Source organism: Chryseobacterium sp. WX (genome assembly GCF_029542485.1).
GTDB lineage: Bacteria > Bacteroidota > Bacteroidia > Flavobacteriales > Weeksellaceae > Chryseobacterium > Chryseobacterium cucumeris.
On record NZ_CP120710.1, the window covers coordinates 2497308 to 2511749 of the forward strand.

A 14442-nucleotide genomic window follows, 5' to 3' on the forward strand; every position below is an offset into this window, starting at 1 on the left:
TGTTATCTTTAAAATAATTGGTTAAGCGGAACTCCAAATTTTACACCCCAAAAACTTTCATCTAGTCCTGTATCATAATTATCAAAAGATGTTGATCTCCAAAAAGGTTCAATATTTATAGTAGTTTTACCTTCTTTATCTCTTAATGGGAACATAATTCCAACACTATAAATATTTTTATTACTTGTAAAAGTTTTAGTGCCTGGAGTGATAAATTCTTTATTTTGATATGCTAAATCTAAACCTACTAAATTTCTTTGACCTATAGGAACAAAACATAACATTTGTATTGATACATCTTTTTTATATTGTTTTTCAAATTTAGTAAGATCTGCAATATAAACACTCTGTTCCCCTATATCATAATACACTGTATTATTTGTTCCACTACCATATTGAATCTTATTCCAATCTACTGTTGAAAAGATCTCTGACAGAGAAGTTTTTCTTGAATATGAAAGTTGGGCGTTCAAGTAAAATCCCCATCCATTTCTCAAACCATAAAAAACACTTCCTGACAATGAGAAATAACCACCTCTAATATTTTTATTAATAGGTTCTAAAACTGAATTTTGAATATTAATGCTATCTATTATTTTTAATTTATCTTCAGCATATCCAACATCAAGTTTCGTCCAAGCAAGAAACTTTGCACTCCATACATTTTTATATGCTTCTAACTCATATCTCTCAACTTCTTGGTGATATAATTCCTCATAACTTTTAATATCTATTGTACTACTCTCAATTTTTAGTCCGTTAATATTATTAACTTTCTTCATGACATTTGCTTTCGCTAAATCATAAATTTTTGAATACTTTTCTTGTTTGCGTGGGAATGTATGGTAGTATTTTGAAAACCAAAGAGCAGTCCAACTCCCTCCTACTTGTAATTTTTTTCTATTTGAAAAATCAAAAAAGCCATCATTATTAAGTTTTCCACTTGTGTTTATCCCTAACATATGCTTAAATTTCTTTGTACCATCATTTCCATTGATAATATAATTAATTGGACTAAATGAAAAGCTTTGTTCTTCCTTATCTACAGAAAGAGCTGCATAATTTCCAACTTGAGCATTTTCCGAAGATCCCGTAATTAGCATAGAAAAATCTTTCTTGACAAGTTGAGTAAATGTATAAGAGCTTACTAAAGCTCCTCTATCATTATTAGCATCATTTAATCTTTCCTTTGTATATTCTTTATCTATTCTTATTAATTCATCTAATCGTTCAGATAGTTTTTCTAAATCTGTTTTAACAATATTTTTCTGCCCAGTTACCATTCCCACACACCCAAGCAGAAACAGTAGTAATAAATAAGTTTTCATGGTTATTAGTTTTGTTTTACACAAAGTTTCAAATTATATAGACACAAGTAAATTACCCGTTTGTGGTATTTTTCATAAAAGTTTTCCTGAATAGCTGATAAATCTCACCGAAGAACTTCAGCATAAAACTTGTACTTTTATAGGTAAAGGAATGAACATGATACAACCCCGTTTTAAAGACGCCCCCCATTTCAGAGACTTTTGGGAACATGGTAACGGAAAGCAGCTTATTGAATTTTCCGGAGCTAAAGTGAGCTTTGAAAAATTTGAAAAATTTGCGCCGTATTTTTATCATACGGATGAAACGGGAGATGAGGTAGTAAAAGATGTTTATTTTACTAAAAAATTTCATGAGGCTTCAAGAGAGATTGAACACTATATCAGAAATGGAGTTTCGGAAAATGATGATGTTCCTGAAAGTGTAAAAAAATTGTTCAGCCAAACTCAAAAAGTTCCTGATTGGCTCGATTATAAACTTCTTAAAAGCGGTGCTGAACTTTGTATGAGAAGCAATTTGGATTCTCTGATCTCCCTGAGAGACTATTGTCTGATTGGCGGCTATGATTATGCCTACCTCAACAAACCCCTTATTGTCACAGAAGCACTGAAAAAAGGTGCAGTGAAGCGTCTTTCGGAAACATTGGATTTCTGGGTAAATGCAACCCGATACAGTGCGCTGGAAGTTCATGCAAAAGGATATGAATTTGCGATAAAAACCCGTCTGATCCATTCCTACGCAAGACTTTCCATTAAAAAACATTATAAAGACTGGGATACAGAAAACTGGGGAGAGCCTATCAATTCATGGGATATGATGGCAACGTATATCGGGTTCAGTCTGGTATTTCTTCATAGTCTTCAGAAATTAGGAAATCGTTTTTCTGTTGAAGAAGAACAAGGAATTTTTCATCTCTGGAAATACGTAGGTTATCTTTTGGGAATTCCGGAGCAGCTTCTTCCTGACGATAAAAAACAGGCAACGGAATATTTTTATTTATGGACTTCTGTTCAGTCCCCTTCAGATAAAGATTCTGTTCTTCTGGCTCATTCTCTCCTGGATGAATCACTGGAAAATCCCATTTTAAAATTTGAATTCCAAAGAAAAAACTTAAGATATCTGCACATCTGCTGTACCTGGTTTCTTTTAGATGATGAAGTTTGCAAAAGATTACAAATTCCGGAAGTTCCTTACAGAAATCTGTTTCCAAAATCAAAAATACTTTTCAATACAATTTATGATCAACTGGTCAGTCGAGAATCGAGAATAAAAAGAGGAAACAAGCACCAGATGAAAGTACTGGAAGATTATCTTGCAATTACCAAAGGTTCAAATTTTCATTAAAATGTTATTTGGTTTGAAAGCGCAAATAGTGCAAAGAGTTTTCATGTACTATAGAAATTTTTAAGGCACAAAAACATTTCGACTCACTCAATATTATATTTTCAGGAAGGAGAAAGTTCATTTTTTTTTTAGAATATTCTCGCAGATCAAACAGATAGTGCAGATTTTTATGAGTATCTGCGTAATCAGCAAAATCAGCGTGAGGTAAAAAACATATACACTACTCAATTTTATCGGGGATAAAATCCTTGCGCCTTAAAGCATAATCTATATTAAAAGAATGGCGCCTTTGCGATTTCAAATAAAAACAACTTCTCTTACTTAAGTAAAAAACATTTAAAAACACTTTAGATATTACATTCCGCATGTGCTTCGTTATGAATGAGATCAGCCGTAAAAATTTATCATTTTTTAACTCTAAAAACAGCTTTCAGGAATAAATAATATTAGCTTTTGATATATAAATTATGTATTTTTGAGAAATTATTTTAATAGAGATGAGTAACATTGATGATAAGAAAAAAGCACTCGCTTTAGTGCTTGACAAGCTAGATAAAACATATGGAAAGGGAACAGTAATGACTTTAGGTGATGAATCTATAGACAATACTATCGAAGTAATTCCTTCCGGTTCTTTAGGTTTAGATATTGCTTTAGGAATAGGCGGATACCCAAAAGGGAGAATCATAGAGATATATGGTCCGGAATCTTCAGGTAAAACAACGTTGACCCTTCATGCTATTGCTGAGGCTCAAAAAGCAGGTGGTATTGCAGCATTCATTGATGCTGAACACGCTTTCGACAGAACATATGCTGCGAAATTAGGAATTGATCTTGAAAACCTGATCATTTCTCAGCCGGACAACGGTGAGCAGGCTTTGGAAATTGCAGATAACTTAATCCGTTCAGGAGCTATTGATATCGTTGTAATTGACTCTGTTGCTGCTCTTACACCAAAAGCAGAGATTGAAGGTGAAATGGGGGATTCCAAAATGGGTCTTCATGCAAGATTGATGTCTCAGGCATTAAGAAAGCTTACCGCTACGATTTCAAGAACAAAATGTACCGTAATCTTCATCAACCAGTTGAGAGAAAAAATCGGTGTTATGTTTGGAAACCCTGAAACGACTACCGGAGGTAACGCCCTTAAGTTCTACGCTTCTGTAAGAATTGATATCAGAAAAGCAAGCGCACCTATCAAACAAGGTGATGAAGCTATCGGTAGCCGTGTGAAAGTGAAAATTGTGAAAAACAAAGTAGCACCTCCTTTCAAGCAGGCAGAATTCGATATCATGTATGGAGAAGGAGTTTCTAAAGTAGGAGAAATTCTTGATACTGCTGTAGATATGGGAATTGTGAAGAAAAGCGGATCATGGTTCAGCTACGAAGAGACTAAATTGGGTCAGGGACGTGATGCTGTAAAAGATGTTTTAAGAGACAATCCGGATCTTGCTGAAGAATTGGAAGCTAAGATCAAGGAAGAAATGAAAAACAAATAATTTTTCATAAAATATAGAAAAGGCAGTCTTCGGATTGCCTTTTTTGTTTTCAAAATAATGATTTTTTAACGCAAAGGTTTCATCTGTATGCTGTTGTAATACTTTTAGGGGAGCAAAGAGTAGAATCAATTTCATTGATTCGAACTAAGCAAACGCCTCACTCCTTTAGCAACAAAGTCGCAATCTTTTGATCCCCTATAATCAGCTTTTGAATCATATACTCTTGGTGATTAAATTAAATGAAGGATCAGAAAATAAAAAAGAGGTTATTCCGTAGAACAACCTCTTGAATTTTATCTTTTTTAAAATTATCCAGCAATTTTACCCTGAAGCTGAAGGGCTCCGGTAACCTTCATTCCTTTTGTAAGCGTTTCCATTCTCATGTTCTCTTTGTTCACAAAAGCATCAATGGTGAAGAAATCTTCATTCTCTTCATTGGTGATCAGCTTCAACTTCAAAATATATCCTTTAACACTTCTATCTTCAAGCAATTCAGTTTCCTTAAAGTCTACCACCTGACCAATAAAATCAAAACATGCATAATTAGGAAGATCCTGACTTGGTGCATAGGTTGTGAAATCTTCACTCATTTTCGTCCCGTCAGGTAAATCTGTATTGGTATGAATATCAAGGATGAAAACAATTCCACTGATATTTACCTTCAGATGAGGCTGTGTCATGTAGGTATTTTTGTTTTCAGCATAATCTGTCGCAAAGAACCAAACACCAAAGGTTTCTCTGGCAGGTCCTGCTACAATCGCCTGTAAATTCAAGGCATTTTCCCATTCCCTGATTGATCTTGTTTCAAAATCCAATGTATAATCCGTTGTTACTTCCGGAATAATAATGCTTAATTCCTCCGTTAAAGTAGTTTTAAATGTTACCCCATCAAATTCTGTTTTGCTCTTAATATCCACTGGTGGATCAGAAGATTCAGACTGTGTAAGAATAGCATTCAGATACTGACCGTAATCTTTAGTCTGGAAATTCTGATGACCAAAAATTCCACTCCATGTATTCATCATGTTATGAACGTTCGATTTTCTGATAATGATTCCTGCTTCATTCGTCATTTCAGGAGCTGCAATTCCTTCTGTATTCTGGAAATAATTTTGTCCCTCAATCAACTGATGATTCATGATTGCATTATTTTCTTCATGAGAAAACTCTGCAAAACCTTTGTAAGTAATATTCTGGTTTTCGAAAATATAAGGCAACCCTGTTTTCTTCTTTTCCTCACCAGCAAAGTGATACGCAAGTGAAATTCCCTTGAACTCCCCTTCCTGAATGGCCGGAGTGTGATTACCGTTATGATCAAACTGAGAATGATACAGGATTACATAAGATTTAATCTTTCCTTCCTGAAGTTCACTTTCGAACTTTTCTTCCATTTGTGCAATCGCCTGTTGTGGAGAAAGTGCATAAGCATCTTCAGTAACCATATAGGCAAAACCTTCTACCTCCCCGTTTTCTTTTTCAAAAGCAGAAATAGGCGTATACTCTCCTCTTAGCTGAAGGGCAATAGAATACACGATATAATCATTATAAATCCTGATTTTTTCATATTCTTCATTTACTTTCGGTTCTTCTACCGGCTGCGAAGAGACTTCCGGTATTGTTTGCACAACTTCTTCCACCACTTCCTCTACTACTTTTTCTTCCGGCATTTCCATTTCCTGAACCGGAGTACTTACATTTTCCTGACTGTTATTTTTCTTCTTAAAAAAATCAAAGATTCCCATACTGTTATTTATAATTGGCGGTAAATATAATAAAAGTGCTCAACAGACCCAACATAAAAAAAATGCCATTGTGTCAGTGTGCTCTTTATTGTTTTGAGAATAAAAAATTCCGGCGGAGCCTTTGGCTCCGCCGGAATTTTATTAATTAGGTTTATCATCTGTAAGCTCAAATCCCCAATCTTTTCCTTTTTGGGTTGCCGGGATTCCTTTTGTCATCCAGACCGGAGCTTTAGCACCTTTAAGATAGTAATCAAAAAACTGCTGTTCCCGGATTTGAATATCTTTTCTGTTCTGGCGTTTCATAAGGTTATGATCATCACCATTATAATTCAGAAGCCATACCGGTTTTCCGAGACGGCGTAGTGCGGTAAACATTTCAATCCCCTGATACCATGGCACAGCTCCATCTTTATCATTACTCATAATAACTACCGGAGTCTGAACTTTATCAATGGTAAAAAGCGGTGAATTTTTAATATAAAGATCCGGTGCTTCCCATAAGTTTTTGCCCAATCTGCTTTGTGATTTCTCATACTGGAACTGTCTGTTCATTCCTGAAGTCCATCGGATTCCTCCATAGGCAGAAGTCATGTTAACAACAGGAGCCCCACTCCATGCAGCCGCATACATATTGGTGTGAGCAATAAGATAGGCTACCTGATAACCTCCCCAGCTTTGTCCCTGTATTCCGATTTTAGTACCATCTACCCAGGAATTTTGCTTTAGCGTTTCAACTCCTGAATTAATGTATTCCATCGCAGATTCTCCAGGAAAACCATCTGTATATGAAATATCAGGTGTGAAAACCAGATATCCGTTGCTCACAAAATAAGAAATATTTAATCTTGAAGGCGTGGGAGCTGGTGCAACATAACGGTTCAAATTGTCCGAAAGTTTTTCGTAGAAATAAACAATCATCGGATATTTTTTATTCGGATTGAAATCTTCCGGCTTGTATAAAACTCCTGTGGAAGTATTTCCTTTTGGTGTTGTCCAGTTTACCAATTCATCTGTTCCCCAGTTATATTGATTTTGCTGAGGATTAGTATTGCTTAGTTTTTGTTGTTCTGAGAAATCTGATGTTGCAAAAATATTGGGAGAATCTGTGTACGATTCTTTTACCAAAATATATTCCTCAGCATTTTTTGCTTTTTGAAGGGTTCTGTATCCCCAGACATTTTCCATCTGAATTTTTACAGGATCAGAATTCTTCCGAATGGATGTTTTAAAAATACCGTTCGCCTTAGTTGTATTATCAAACGCTGATAAATAAATAGTCGATTTTCGGTTTAAGCTTTTAATATCTTTATCCAAATCGTAAGTATCGAATGTTATTTTATTCTTACGTCCAAATCCATTGGTAATATTTCTTGGCTTTTTTGAACCATCCAGGAAAAATTCCCAAAGATCATAACGGTCTCTGATAATTACAGATTCATCATTATCTGTCCAGGATGCAATCCCGTAAGAATTTGGAAAATCCGGCATATCAAATTCTTCATCAACGAAGGAAACAGATAGGCCTGTATTCAATGGCAGGGTTTGTTTTGTCTTCACATTATAGCTCAACCATTTCCCTTTTTCTCTGTCAAAGATCACAACAAATTTACCAAGCGGAGATACAGCTGCTGTTCCATTCAGGTTTTGAATAATTTCGGTTCTGTCTCCCGTTTTATTATCGATCAGAAAATACGTTTTCTTTGTTGCCCCTTCCCATTGTGAAGAAATCCGGTTGTTGATACTGGTAATTCCCAATGCAAATTCTGCATTTCCTTCATTCACCAATCGTAAAGTATCTAAGTCTTCACCATCAATATTTCTGAAGAAATCCGGTTTTTCTGTTTGCATTACTGCTGCATATGATTTCTTCAGATCATTTTTTAATTCTTTTAGCTGTACTGTTTGCAAATAGTCATCTCTATAGTTCCAGACATCTACTACAGCATGGTCATTCGCAATCAATGCCGTATCTTTTGTAACAGGTTTTGGAGCAACACCAAAATACAGCTGTTTTCCATTTTTACTGAATAGAGGTAATCGATTTTCAGAAATCACCCAATTCTTTTTCATCTGAGCATTCTCATTGGTGACAATTTCTTTTTTGTTTCCTTTAAAATTAAAGTAATACAACTGATACAATTTCACCAAATCATTCTGTGCAGAAGAAGTACCTACATAGGCCAACTGATTTCCATCTTCGTCAAAAGATAACTGGGAAAAGTCACCTTCCATTTCAGAAATTTTATTTACAGTTCCTTTTTGCAGATCTACTACCTGTACGGTTTGCAATGCATATTTCTTCGGCTTTGATTTGTCAGTATCTTTTTTATCCGCAGATTTTTCATCTGTTGATTCTTTTCCTTCTTTTTTATCCTTTTTTTCGTCTGGCTTTTTTGTCACAAAAACAAGCTGCTTTCCATTTTTACTGAACTCGTAGCGTACAACATTATCATAGGTTGTACTTTTTCCATCCAATAGATTTCGCACTACAAGCTGTAAAGGTTTTACATTTTTGTCTTCGTCTTTATTTTCGTCTCCGTCTTCTTTATCAGAAGCATCATCCGAAGATTTGTCTTTTATATTTTCCAAAAGATAAGCAACATAAGAACCCGCTTTTTCGGGAATTTTAAATCCCTTTACATTAGGAATTTTCTCTGTTTTATCATTGATGAAATCAACAATAGCCAGACTGTCTTTCGTTAATTTATTTTTCTTTAATTTTTTATCTTTTACCGCTTTTATATCTTTATACTGAGGTCTGATTTGAAACACAGCAAACCTGGAATCATTGGTAAAATCTACTTTTGTAGCTCTTTCAAACTTCTTTGTTGTTTTATTTTTTACAGAAAATAAAGAAAGGATAGAATTTCCTTCCTGAGCATCCACAGAATAGGCAACCCATTTACCATCATTTGAGATTTTTCTCGAGCCGATATTTTGCCAACTGTCATAAACAGAATGGTCTAAAGGCTTTTTCTGCGCATACACGAAACAAGTCATGATGAGCAGAATAAAAACTGTACATTTCAACTTCATTTTTAAAATATTTTAAGAATTAAAAATAAGGTATTTCTTTGAAAAATCCATAGGATATCCCTATTGGGCTATAAATTGGAAAAAATGTCAATCTGTCACATTCCTCCGGATGGTATTTTTTTTGAGAAATATTTGAAAATTAAAAATTATAAAATATGATGACTAAAGGAAATATTAATGTATCTGTGGAAAACATTTTCCCGCTTATTAAAAAATTTCTTTACAGTGACCACGAAATATTCTTAAGAGAATTAATCTCTAACGCAACGGATGCTACTCTAAAACTGAAGCATTTAACAAGCATTGGGGAAGCAAAAGTGGAATATGGAAATCCAAAACTTGAAGTTAAAATTGATAAAGACCAGAAAACTCTACGCATCATCGACCAGGGAATTGGTATGACGGCTGAAGAAGTTGAAAAATATATCAACCAGGTTGCTTTCTCAGGTGCTGAAGAGTTCCTTGAAAAATATAAAGATTCTGCTAAAGATTCGGGGATTATCGGACATTTTGGTCTTGGATTTTACTCTGCATTTATGGTGGCAGAAAAGGTAGAAATTCTTACAAAGTCTTACAAAGATGAACCGGCAGTACGTTGGATCTGCGATGGAAGCCCGGAATTTACTCTTGAAGAAACAACAGATAAAACAGACAGAGGAACGGAAATCATTCTTCATATTGCAGAAGATTCTGTAGAATTTTTAGAAGAAGCAAAAATCCGTGAATTGTTATTAAAATATAACAAGTTTATGCCTGTTCCGATTAAATTCGGGACTAAAACCCATACACTTCCATTACCTGAAGATGCTCCTGAAGATGCTGTGGCTGAAACAGAAGAAGTAGACAATATCATTAACAATCCGGTACCGGCATGGACGATTGCTCCAAGCGAACTGACCAATGAGGATTATATGAAGTTCTACCACGAGCTTTATCCGATGCAGTTTGAAGAACCCTTATTCAACATCCACCTGAATGTTGATTACCCTTTCAACCTTACCGGAATTTTATTCTTCCCGAAACTGAGCAACAATTTGAATATTGATAAGGATAAAATTCAATTATATCAAAACCAGGTATTTGTAACGGATGAAGTAAAAGGGATTGTTCCAGACTTCCTGATGTTGCTGAGAGGTGTAATTGATTCTCCGGATATCCCATTGAACGTTTCCCGTTCTTATCTTCAGGCAGACGGTGCTGTAAAGAAAATTTCATCTTACATCACGAAAAAAGTAGCCGATAAAATGGCTTCTCTGATTAACGAAAACCGTGAAGATTATGAACAAAAATGGAACGACATCAAGGTAGTTATTGAATATGGAATCGTTACTGAAGAAAAATTTGCTGAAAAGGCAGACAAATTCACATTGTATCCTACCACAGATGGCAAATATTTCCTTTGGGACGAATTGGTAGAGAAAATCAAACCTAGCCAAACCGATAAGGATAACAAACTGGTTGTACTGTACGCTACCAATGCAGACGAACAGCATAGCTACATCCAGTCTGCGAGAGATAAAGGATATGAAGTTCTGTTATTAGATTCTCCTATTATTTCACATGTGATTCAGAAACTGGAAACTTCAAAAGAAAATATTTCGTTTGCAAGAGTAGATGCTGATCATGTTAATAATTTGATCAAAAAAGACGAGCCGGTAATTTCAAAATTGAATGAAACGGAAAAAGAATCATTGAAAAAGAATGTAGAAGAAGCTATTCAGGATTCAAAATTTACGGTACAGCTTGAAGATCTTGACAGCAATGATGCTCCGTTCACTATTACCCAGCCTGAATTCATGAGAAGAATGAAGGAAATGCAGGCTACAGGCGGAGGCGGTATGTTCGGAATGGGAGGTTTCCCGGAGATGTACAATCTTGTGGTGAACTCCAACAGTGAGCTTTCCAGTCAGATCTTAAAGACTGAGAATGCTGAAGAGAAGGAAAGTTTAATCAAATATGCTCTGGATCTTGCCAAGCTTTCACAAAACTTACTGAAAGGAAAAGACCTGACAGATTTTATACAGAGAAGCTATAAGCAACTTGAAAAATAATTTACAAGAGACTGTTTCATTTTGAAGCAGTCTTTTTTTATCTGAAGAAAGATTGGAAAAATGCAAGGGTGCTGGTTTTTTGAATACTAAATATTTTAGCACGTAAGGATTTTGTTTTTGACAAAATTGTGTGCTGCTAATCCAAAACTTATTGGATTTAGAAACCTATAAGGTTTAAATACCAACTCTTACCCATAATCTTTAATTAATCGGAAGTTATTGTGAAATAAACGGCTAGCACTAAGAAAATTTTCAACAATTACATCAGATAATATTGGTCTTTTTAAGTCTGGTTTCCTTTTATCGTTAATCTTATTCTTTATCACATATTTTTTTCTACTTTCTATTGTATAGCTTCTGCTTTTTTGCCATTTTTGTATAAAATGTCGGTCATGCAAAAAGAAAAATTACGCGTCATCAGAAAGCAAAAAGGCTATACTCAGCAACAGGTAGCTGACTTTATCGCAACAGATGTTTCCAATTATAGCAGAAAAGAAAGCGGTGATGTAAGAATTGTAAAAGATGAATGGGACAAACTTGCCCGTTTTCTGGATGTACCATTTGAGGACATTTATGAAGAGGATGAACCTGCAGTAATTATCAATAATGATCATCCTGTATTTAATGACAGATCATCTTCTGCGGGAGTAATTACTAACCAGAATAATTATGATAATATTCCGGGAGCGATTATTGAAAATCTTCAAGGCTATATCACTTTGCTAAAAGAGGAAAATGAAAGACTGAAAGAAGAACTGAAAGGTCTCCCAAGAGGAAGAAAATAATACAGTTTCAAACTGTAGAAAATATTGATGTCACTTCATATTAATGTATGGAGTGACATTTTTTTATAATGAGATTAAATTTCATCAAATTACAATTCCTCCAATGGATCCCAGAACAGTTTTTTGAAATTTTTTATTCTGAGATTTTCCACAGTGATCCCTTCAGCTTCCAGCTTAGACTGAAATTCCGGAACAGACAGAACTCCTGAACTGGAAATTACCCGGTGAGCTGGAACATCCTTCGGACATCCTCCCATAGCTTTTCCTACATGTCTGGAATGATTAGGGTAGCCAACAGCCTTTGCTATAGCGCCATAAGTGGATATTCTTCCTTTGGGAATAAGTCTTGCCACTTCGTAGACCTGTTGTTTAAAAATCTCGTCCATATTTGTTTTCTATATTTTTGCATCATTTTTGAATTCTATCAAACTCGATGATGTTTCATTAAAAGATAAAGATATGAAAAAATCATTTTTCAGGCTGTTGAATGCAGTTAATAAAAAAGTTCTTCCAAAACTGAGTCATAAAGATCCTAATCATCTGACTAAGATGGAAAAGGGAATTCTGGCGTATCGTTATTTTGTACTGGTGAATTCATTAGATTGACTTATTTTTATGCAGATTCCACAGATTTCCACAAATAATCTTAATTGTTTTTAGTTTTTAAAACATATCTATGTTTCACTTCTAAAATAAAAAAGCGCTCCAATAAATTGAAGCGCTGATATTGTAATCTCTTAGGAGATGTTTATTCTTAAGCGTTTTCTAAGATATAAGAGAACATCAATGGTGCACAGATGGTAGCATCACTTTCAACGATAAATTTCGGTGTAGTGATATCCAGTTTACCCCAAGTGATTTTTTCATTTGGAACAGCTCCTGAATATGAACCGTAAGATGTAGTAGAGTCAGAAATCTGGCAGAAATAAGACCAGAAAGGAATGTCATGCATTTCCATATCCTGATACAACATCGGAACTACACAAATTGGGAAATCACCTGCAATACCTCCACCAATCTGGAAGAATCCAACTCCTTTTCCTCCTGAGTTTTTAGTATACCAGTCAGCAAGGTAAGTCATATATTCGATTCCTGATTTCATTGTAGTAGCTTTAAGCTCTCCTTTGATACAGTAAGAAGCGAAGATATTACCCATTGTAGAATCTTCCCATCCCGGAACTACGATTGGTAAGTTAGCTTCTGCAGCTGCAATCATCCAGGAGTTTTCTCTAGGAATTTCATAGTACTGCTCCAATACTCCTGAAAGGATCATTTTGTACATGAATTCGTGAGGAAAATATCTTTCTCCTTTAGCTTCTGCATCTTTCCAGATTTCTACGATATGTTTTTGTAATCTTCTGAAAGCTTCTTCTTCAGGGATACAAGTATCTGTAACTCTGTTAAGACCTCTTTCCAAAAGATCCCACTCATCCTGAGCTGTTAAATCTCTATAATGAGGAACTCTTTCATAGTGAGAGTGTGCTACAAGATTCATTAAATCTTCTTCAAGGTTAGCACCTGTACAAGAGATAAAATCTACTTTTCCCTGACGGATCATTTCAGCAAGAATCTTCCCTAATTCAGCAGTAGACATTGCTCCAGCCAAAGTAATCATCATTTTTCCGCCATCTTTAAGATGTGCAACATATCCTTTAGAAGCATCCACCAATGCAGCTGCGTTGAAGTGCAGGTAATACTTTTCTATGAATTCAGTTATCGGTTTGCTCATTTTTTAAATTTTTGCAAAGATAAAACTTAAAAACGGAATGTAATCAAAGCACTTGAAGAAAGTGTGATAGAGGAGTCTTTTTTATCATTTGTTAAATCCTAAAGCTGTTTTGTTGGATACATAAATGCGCAAGAGCATTCAAATTCGAGCAGTATTAAATGTTCAGCAAGGATGAAGTTTAATTTTTATTGAAATATTCCCGCAGATCAAATATTTGCTCCTTATAACATATAGTATTCAAAAAAATGCGCAGCCCAAATTGAGCCACGCTTTCATTATCATTGAACTTAATAATATTCACAGAGATTTATCCTTCCCAGCGTTCCACTTTCAGGATCTCAATTTTTCTTTCTCCGTCTTTGAAAGGCCAGTTGATAATATCTCCTACTTTATACCCTACTACTGCAAGCGCAATATCCGACAGGATGGAATGTTTATTTTTTTTAAGCTTTTCTTTGGTAGATGCCACAAAAATATATTCGTGCTCAAAATCTAATGTATGATCTTTTAATGTTACTTTTCTTTCAACCGTTACAATATCGGCAGGAAGATCTCTTCTCAGCACTTGTTTTGCCTTTCTAAGCTCTTCAGCTAATCTTTTCTCTTCTCCGATACTCACTTTTTTTCTTCTGAGTGTATCTTTTATAGCATCATAAATTCCGGTAGTTACAATAATATGATTGGACATTTTTCATTATTTTTTTAAATTAAAATGCAGTTATTCTCTGACGATCCAATGTAGAATACAGACGTATGACAGCCTTCTTCTCTAGAAAACTGCAAAAAAGTGATATATAAAATCCGGATTGATTCCCTGTCTTGGATCCTGACAGGGCTTAGATAATGAAGTCCTTAGAACTTTTCAGAAAAGAATCTTTATGAAGGTAAAGTAAAGACAGCAGCAATCCTGGCCGGCGGTGTTCTGCAGAT

11 protein-coding genes are annotated in these 14442 nt (G+C 35.0%); 5 read left to right on the top strand and 6 right to left on the bottom strand.

Translation table 11 applies throughout. The features are described 5' to 3' along the window. Window positions 1-8 precede the first annotated feature (8 nt). Window positions 9-1328 (bottom strand): hypothetical protein, encoded by a 1320-nt coding sequence (locus PZ898_RS11235; protein WP_120232865.1) that lies wholly within the window; start codon window positions 1326-1328, stop codon window positions 9-11. A 151-nt stretch (window positions 1329-1479) separates the two neighbouring features. Here PZ898_RS11235 and PZ898_RS11240 point away from each other — a divergent pair, with 151 nt between their 5' ends. After that, complete coding sequence (locus PZ898_RS11240; RefSeq protein WP_277695526.1) at window positions 1480-2670, top strand: oxygenase MpaB family protein; 1191 nt, start codon at window positions 1480-1482, stop codon at window positions 2668-2670. A 497-nt stretch (window positions 2671-3167) separates the two neighbouring features. After that, complete coding sequence (gene recA / locus PZ898_RS11245; RefSeq protein ID WP_062676286.1) at window positions 3168-4169, top strand: recombinase RecA; 1002 nt, start codon at window positions 3168-3170, stop codon at window positions 4167-4169. Window positions 4170-4477: 308 nt separating this feature from the next. On the opposite strand, the gene PZ898_RS11250 is transcribed toward recA, so the two are convergent. Then, complete coding sequence (locus PZ898_RS11250) at window positions 4478-5911, bottom strand: hypothetical protein (RefSeq protein ID WP_277695527.1); 1434 nt, start codon at window positions 5909-5911, stop codon at window positions 4478-4480. Between the two features lie 141 nt (window positions 5912-6052). Then, window positions 6053-8947, bottom strand: a complete 2895-nt coding sequence (locus PZ898_RS11255) for a prolyl oligopeptidase family serine peptidase (protein WP_277695528.1) — start codon at window positions 8945-8947, stop codon at window positions 6053-6055. A 158-nt stretch (window positions 8948-9105) separates the two neighbouring features. Between PZ898_RS11255 and htpG the strand changes: the two genes are divergently transcribed. Both htpG and PZ898_RS11265 read left to right on the top strand, forming a co-directional pair. Further along, entirely contained in the window at window positions 9106-10998 is a 1893-nt protein-coding gene (htpG, locus tag PZ898_RS11260; RefSeq protein ID WP_123279527.1) for a molecular chaperone HtpG, read from the top strand. Window positions 10999-11390: 392 nt separating this feature from the next. Beyond that, window positions 11391-11783 carry a helix-turn-helix transcriptional regulator gene (locus tag PZ898_RS11265; protein ID WP_062676291.1) on the top strand — a complete coding sequence of 131 codons (393 nt, stop codon included), beginning with the start codon at window positions 11391-11393 and terminating at the stop codon, window positions 11781-11783. An 89-nt stretch (window positions 11784-11872) separates the two neighbouring features. On the opposite strand, the gene PZ898_RS11270 is transcribed toward PZ898_RS11265, so the two are convergent. After that, window positions 11873-12169: a methylated-DNA--[protein]-cysteine S-methyltransferase gene (locus PZ898_RS11270; protein ID WP_062676292.1), complete on the bottom strand. Its 297-nt coding sequence runs from the start codon at window positions 12167-12169 to the stop codon at window positions 11873-11875. A 73-nt stretch (window positions 12170-12242) separates the two neighbouring features. On the opposite strand from PZ898_RS11270, the gene PZ898_RS11275 reads away from it, so the two are divergent. Next, window positions 12243-12389, top strand: coding sequence for a hypothetical protein (locus PZ898_RS11275; RefSeq protein ID WP_183037440.1), 147 nt, complete (start codon window positions 12243-12245; stop codon window positions 12387-12389). Window positions 12390-12537: 148 nt separating this feature from the next. Here the strand turns inward: PZ898_RS11275 and PZ898_RS11280 are convergent, their stop codons facing one another. Together PZ898_RS11280 and PZ898_RS11285 are read right to left on the bottom strand one after the other, a co-directional pair. Further along, window positions 12538-13512, bottom strand: coding sequence for a deoxyhypusine synthase family protein (locus PZ898_RS11280; protein WP_047097747.1), 975 nt, complete (start codon window positions 13510-13512; stop codon window positions 12538-12540). A gap of 307 nt (window positions 13513-13819) precedes the next feature. Continuing rightward, window positions 13820-14200: a GreA/GreB family elongation factor gene (locus tag PZ898_RS11285; RefSeq protein WP_123279149.1), complete on the bottom strand. Its 381-nt coding sequence runs from the start codon at window positions 14198-14200 to the stop codon at window positions 13820-13822. Window positions 14201-14442 lie beyond the last annotated feature (242 nt).

Coding starts and splice junctions, on each gene's coding strand:
- PZ898_RS11235 (WP_120232865.1), bottom strand. CDS start 1,328: ATGAAAACTTATTTATTACTACTGTTTCTGCTTGGGTGTGTGGGAATG.
- PZ898_RS11240 (WP_277695526.1), top strand. CDS start 1,480: ATGAACATGATACAACCCCGTTTTAAAGACGCCCCCCATTTCAGAGAC.
- recA (WP_062676286.1), top strand. CDS start 3,168: ATGAGTAACATTGATGATAAGAAAAAAGCACTCGCTTTAGTGCTTGAC.
- PZ898_RS11250 (WP_277695527.1), bottom strand. CDS start 5,911: ATGGGAATCTTTGATTTTTTTAAGAAGAAAAATAACAGTCAGGAAAAT.
- PZ898_RS11255 (WP_277695528.1), bottom strand. CDS start 8,947: ATGAAGTTGAAATGTACAGTTTTTATTCTGCTCATCATGACTTGTTTC.
- htpG (WP_123279527.1), top strand. CDS start 9,106: ATGACTAAAGGAAATATTAATGTATCTGTGGAAAACATTTTCCCGCTT.
- PZ898_RS11265 (WP_062676291.1), top strand. CDS start 11,391: ATGCAAAAAGAAAAATTACGCGTCATCAGAAAGCAAAAAGGCTATACT.
- PZ898_RS11270 (WP_062676292.1), bottom strand. CDS start 12,169: ATGGACGAGATTTTTAAACAACAGGTCTACGAAGTGGCAAGACTTATT.
- PZ898_RS11275 (WP_183037440.1), top strand. CDS start 12,243: ATGAAAAAATCATTTTTCAGGCTGTTGAATGCAGTTAATAAAAAAGTT.
- PZ898_RS11280 (WP_047097747.1), bottom strand. CDS start 13,512: ATGAGCAAACCGATAACTGAATTCATAGAAAAGTATTACCTGCACTTC.
- PZ898_RS11285 (WP_123279149.1), bottom strand. CDS start 14,200: ATGTCCAATCATATTATTGTAACTACCGGAATTTATGATGCTATAAAA.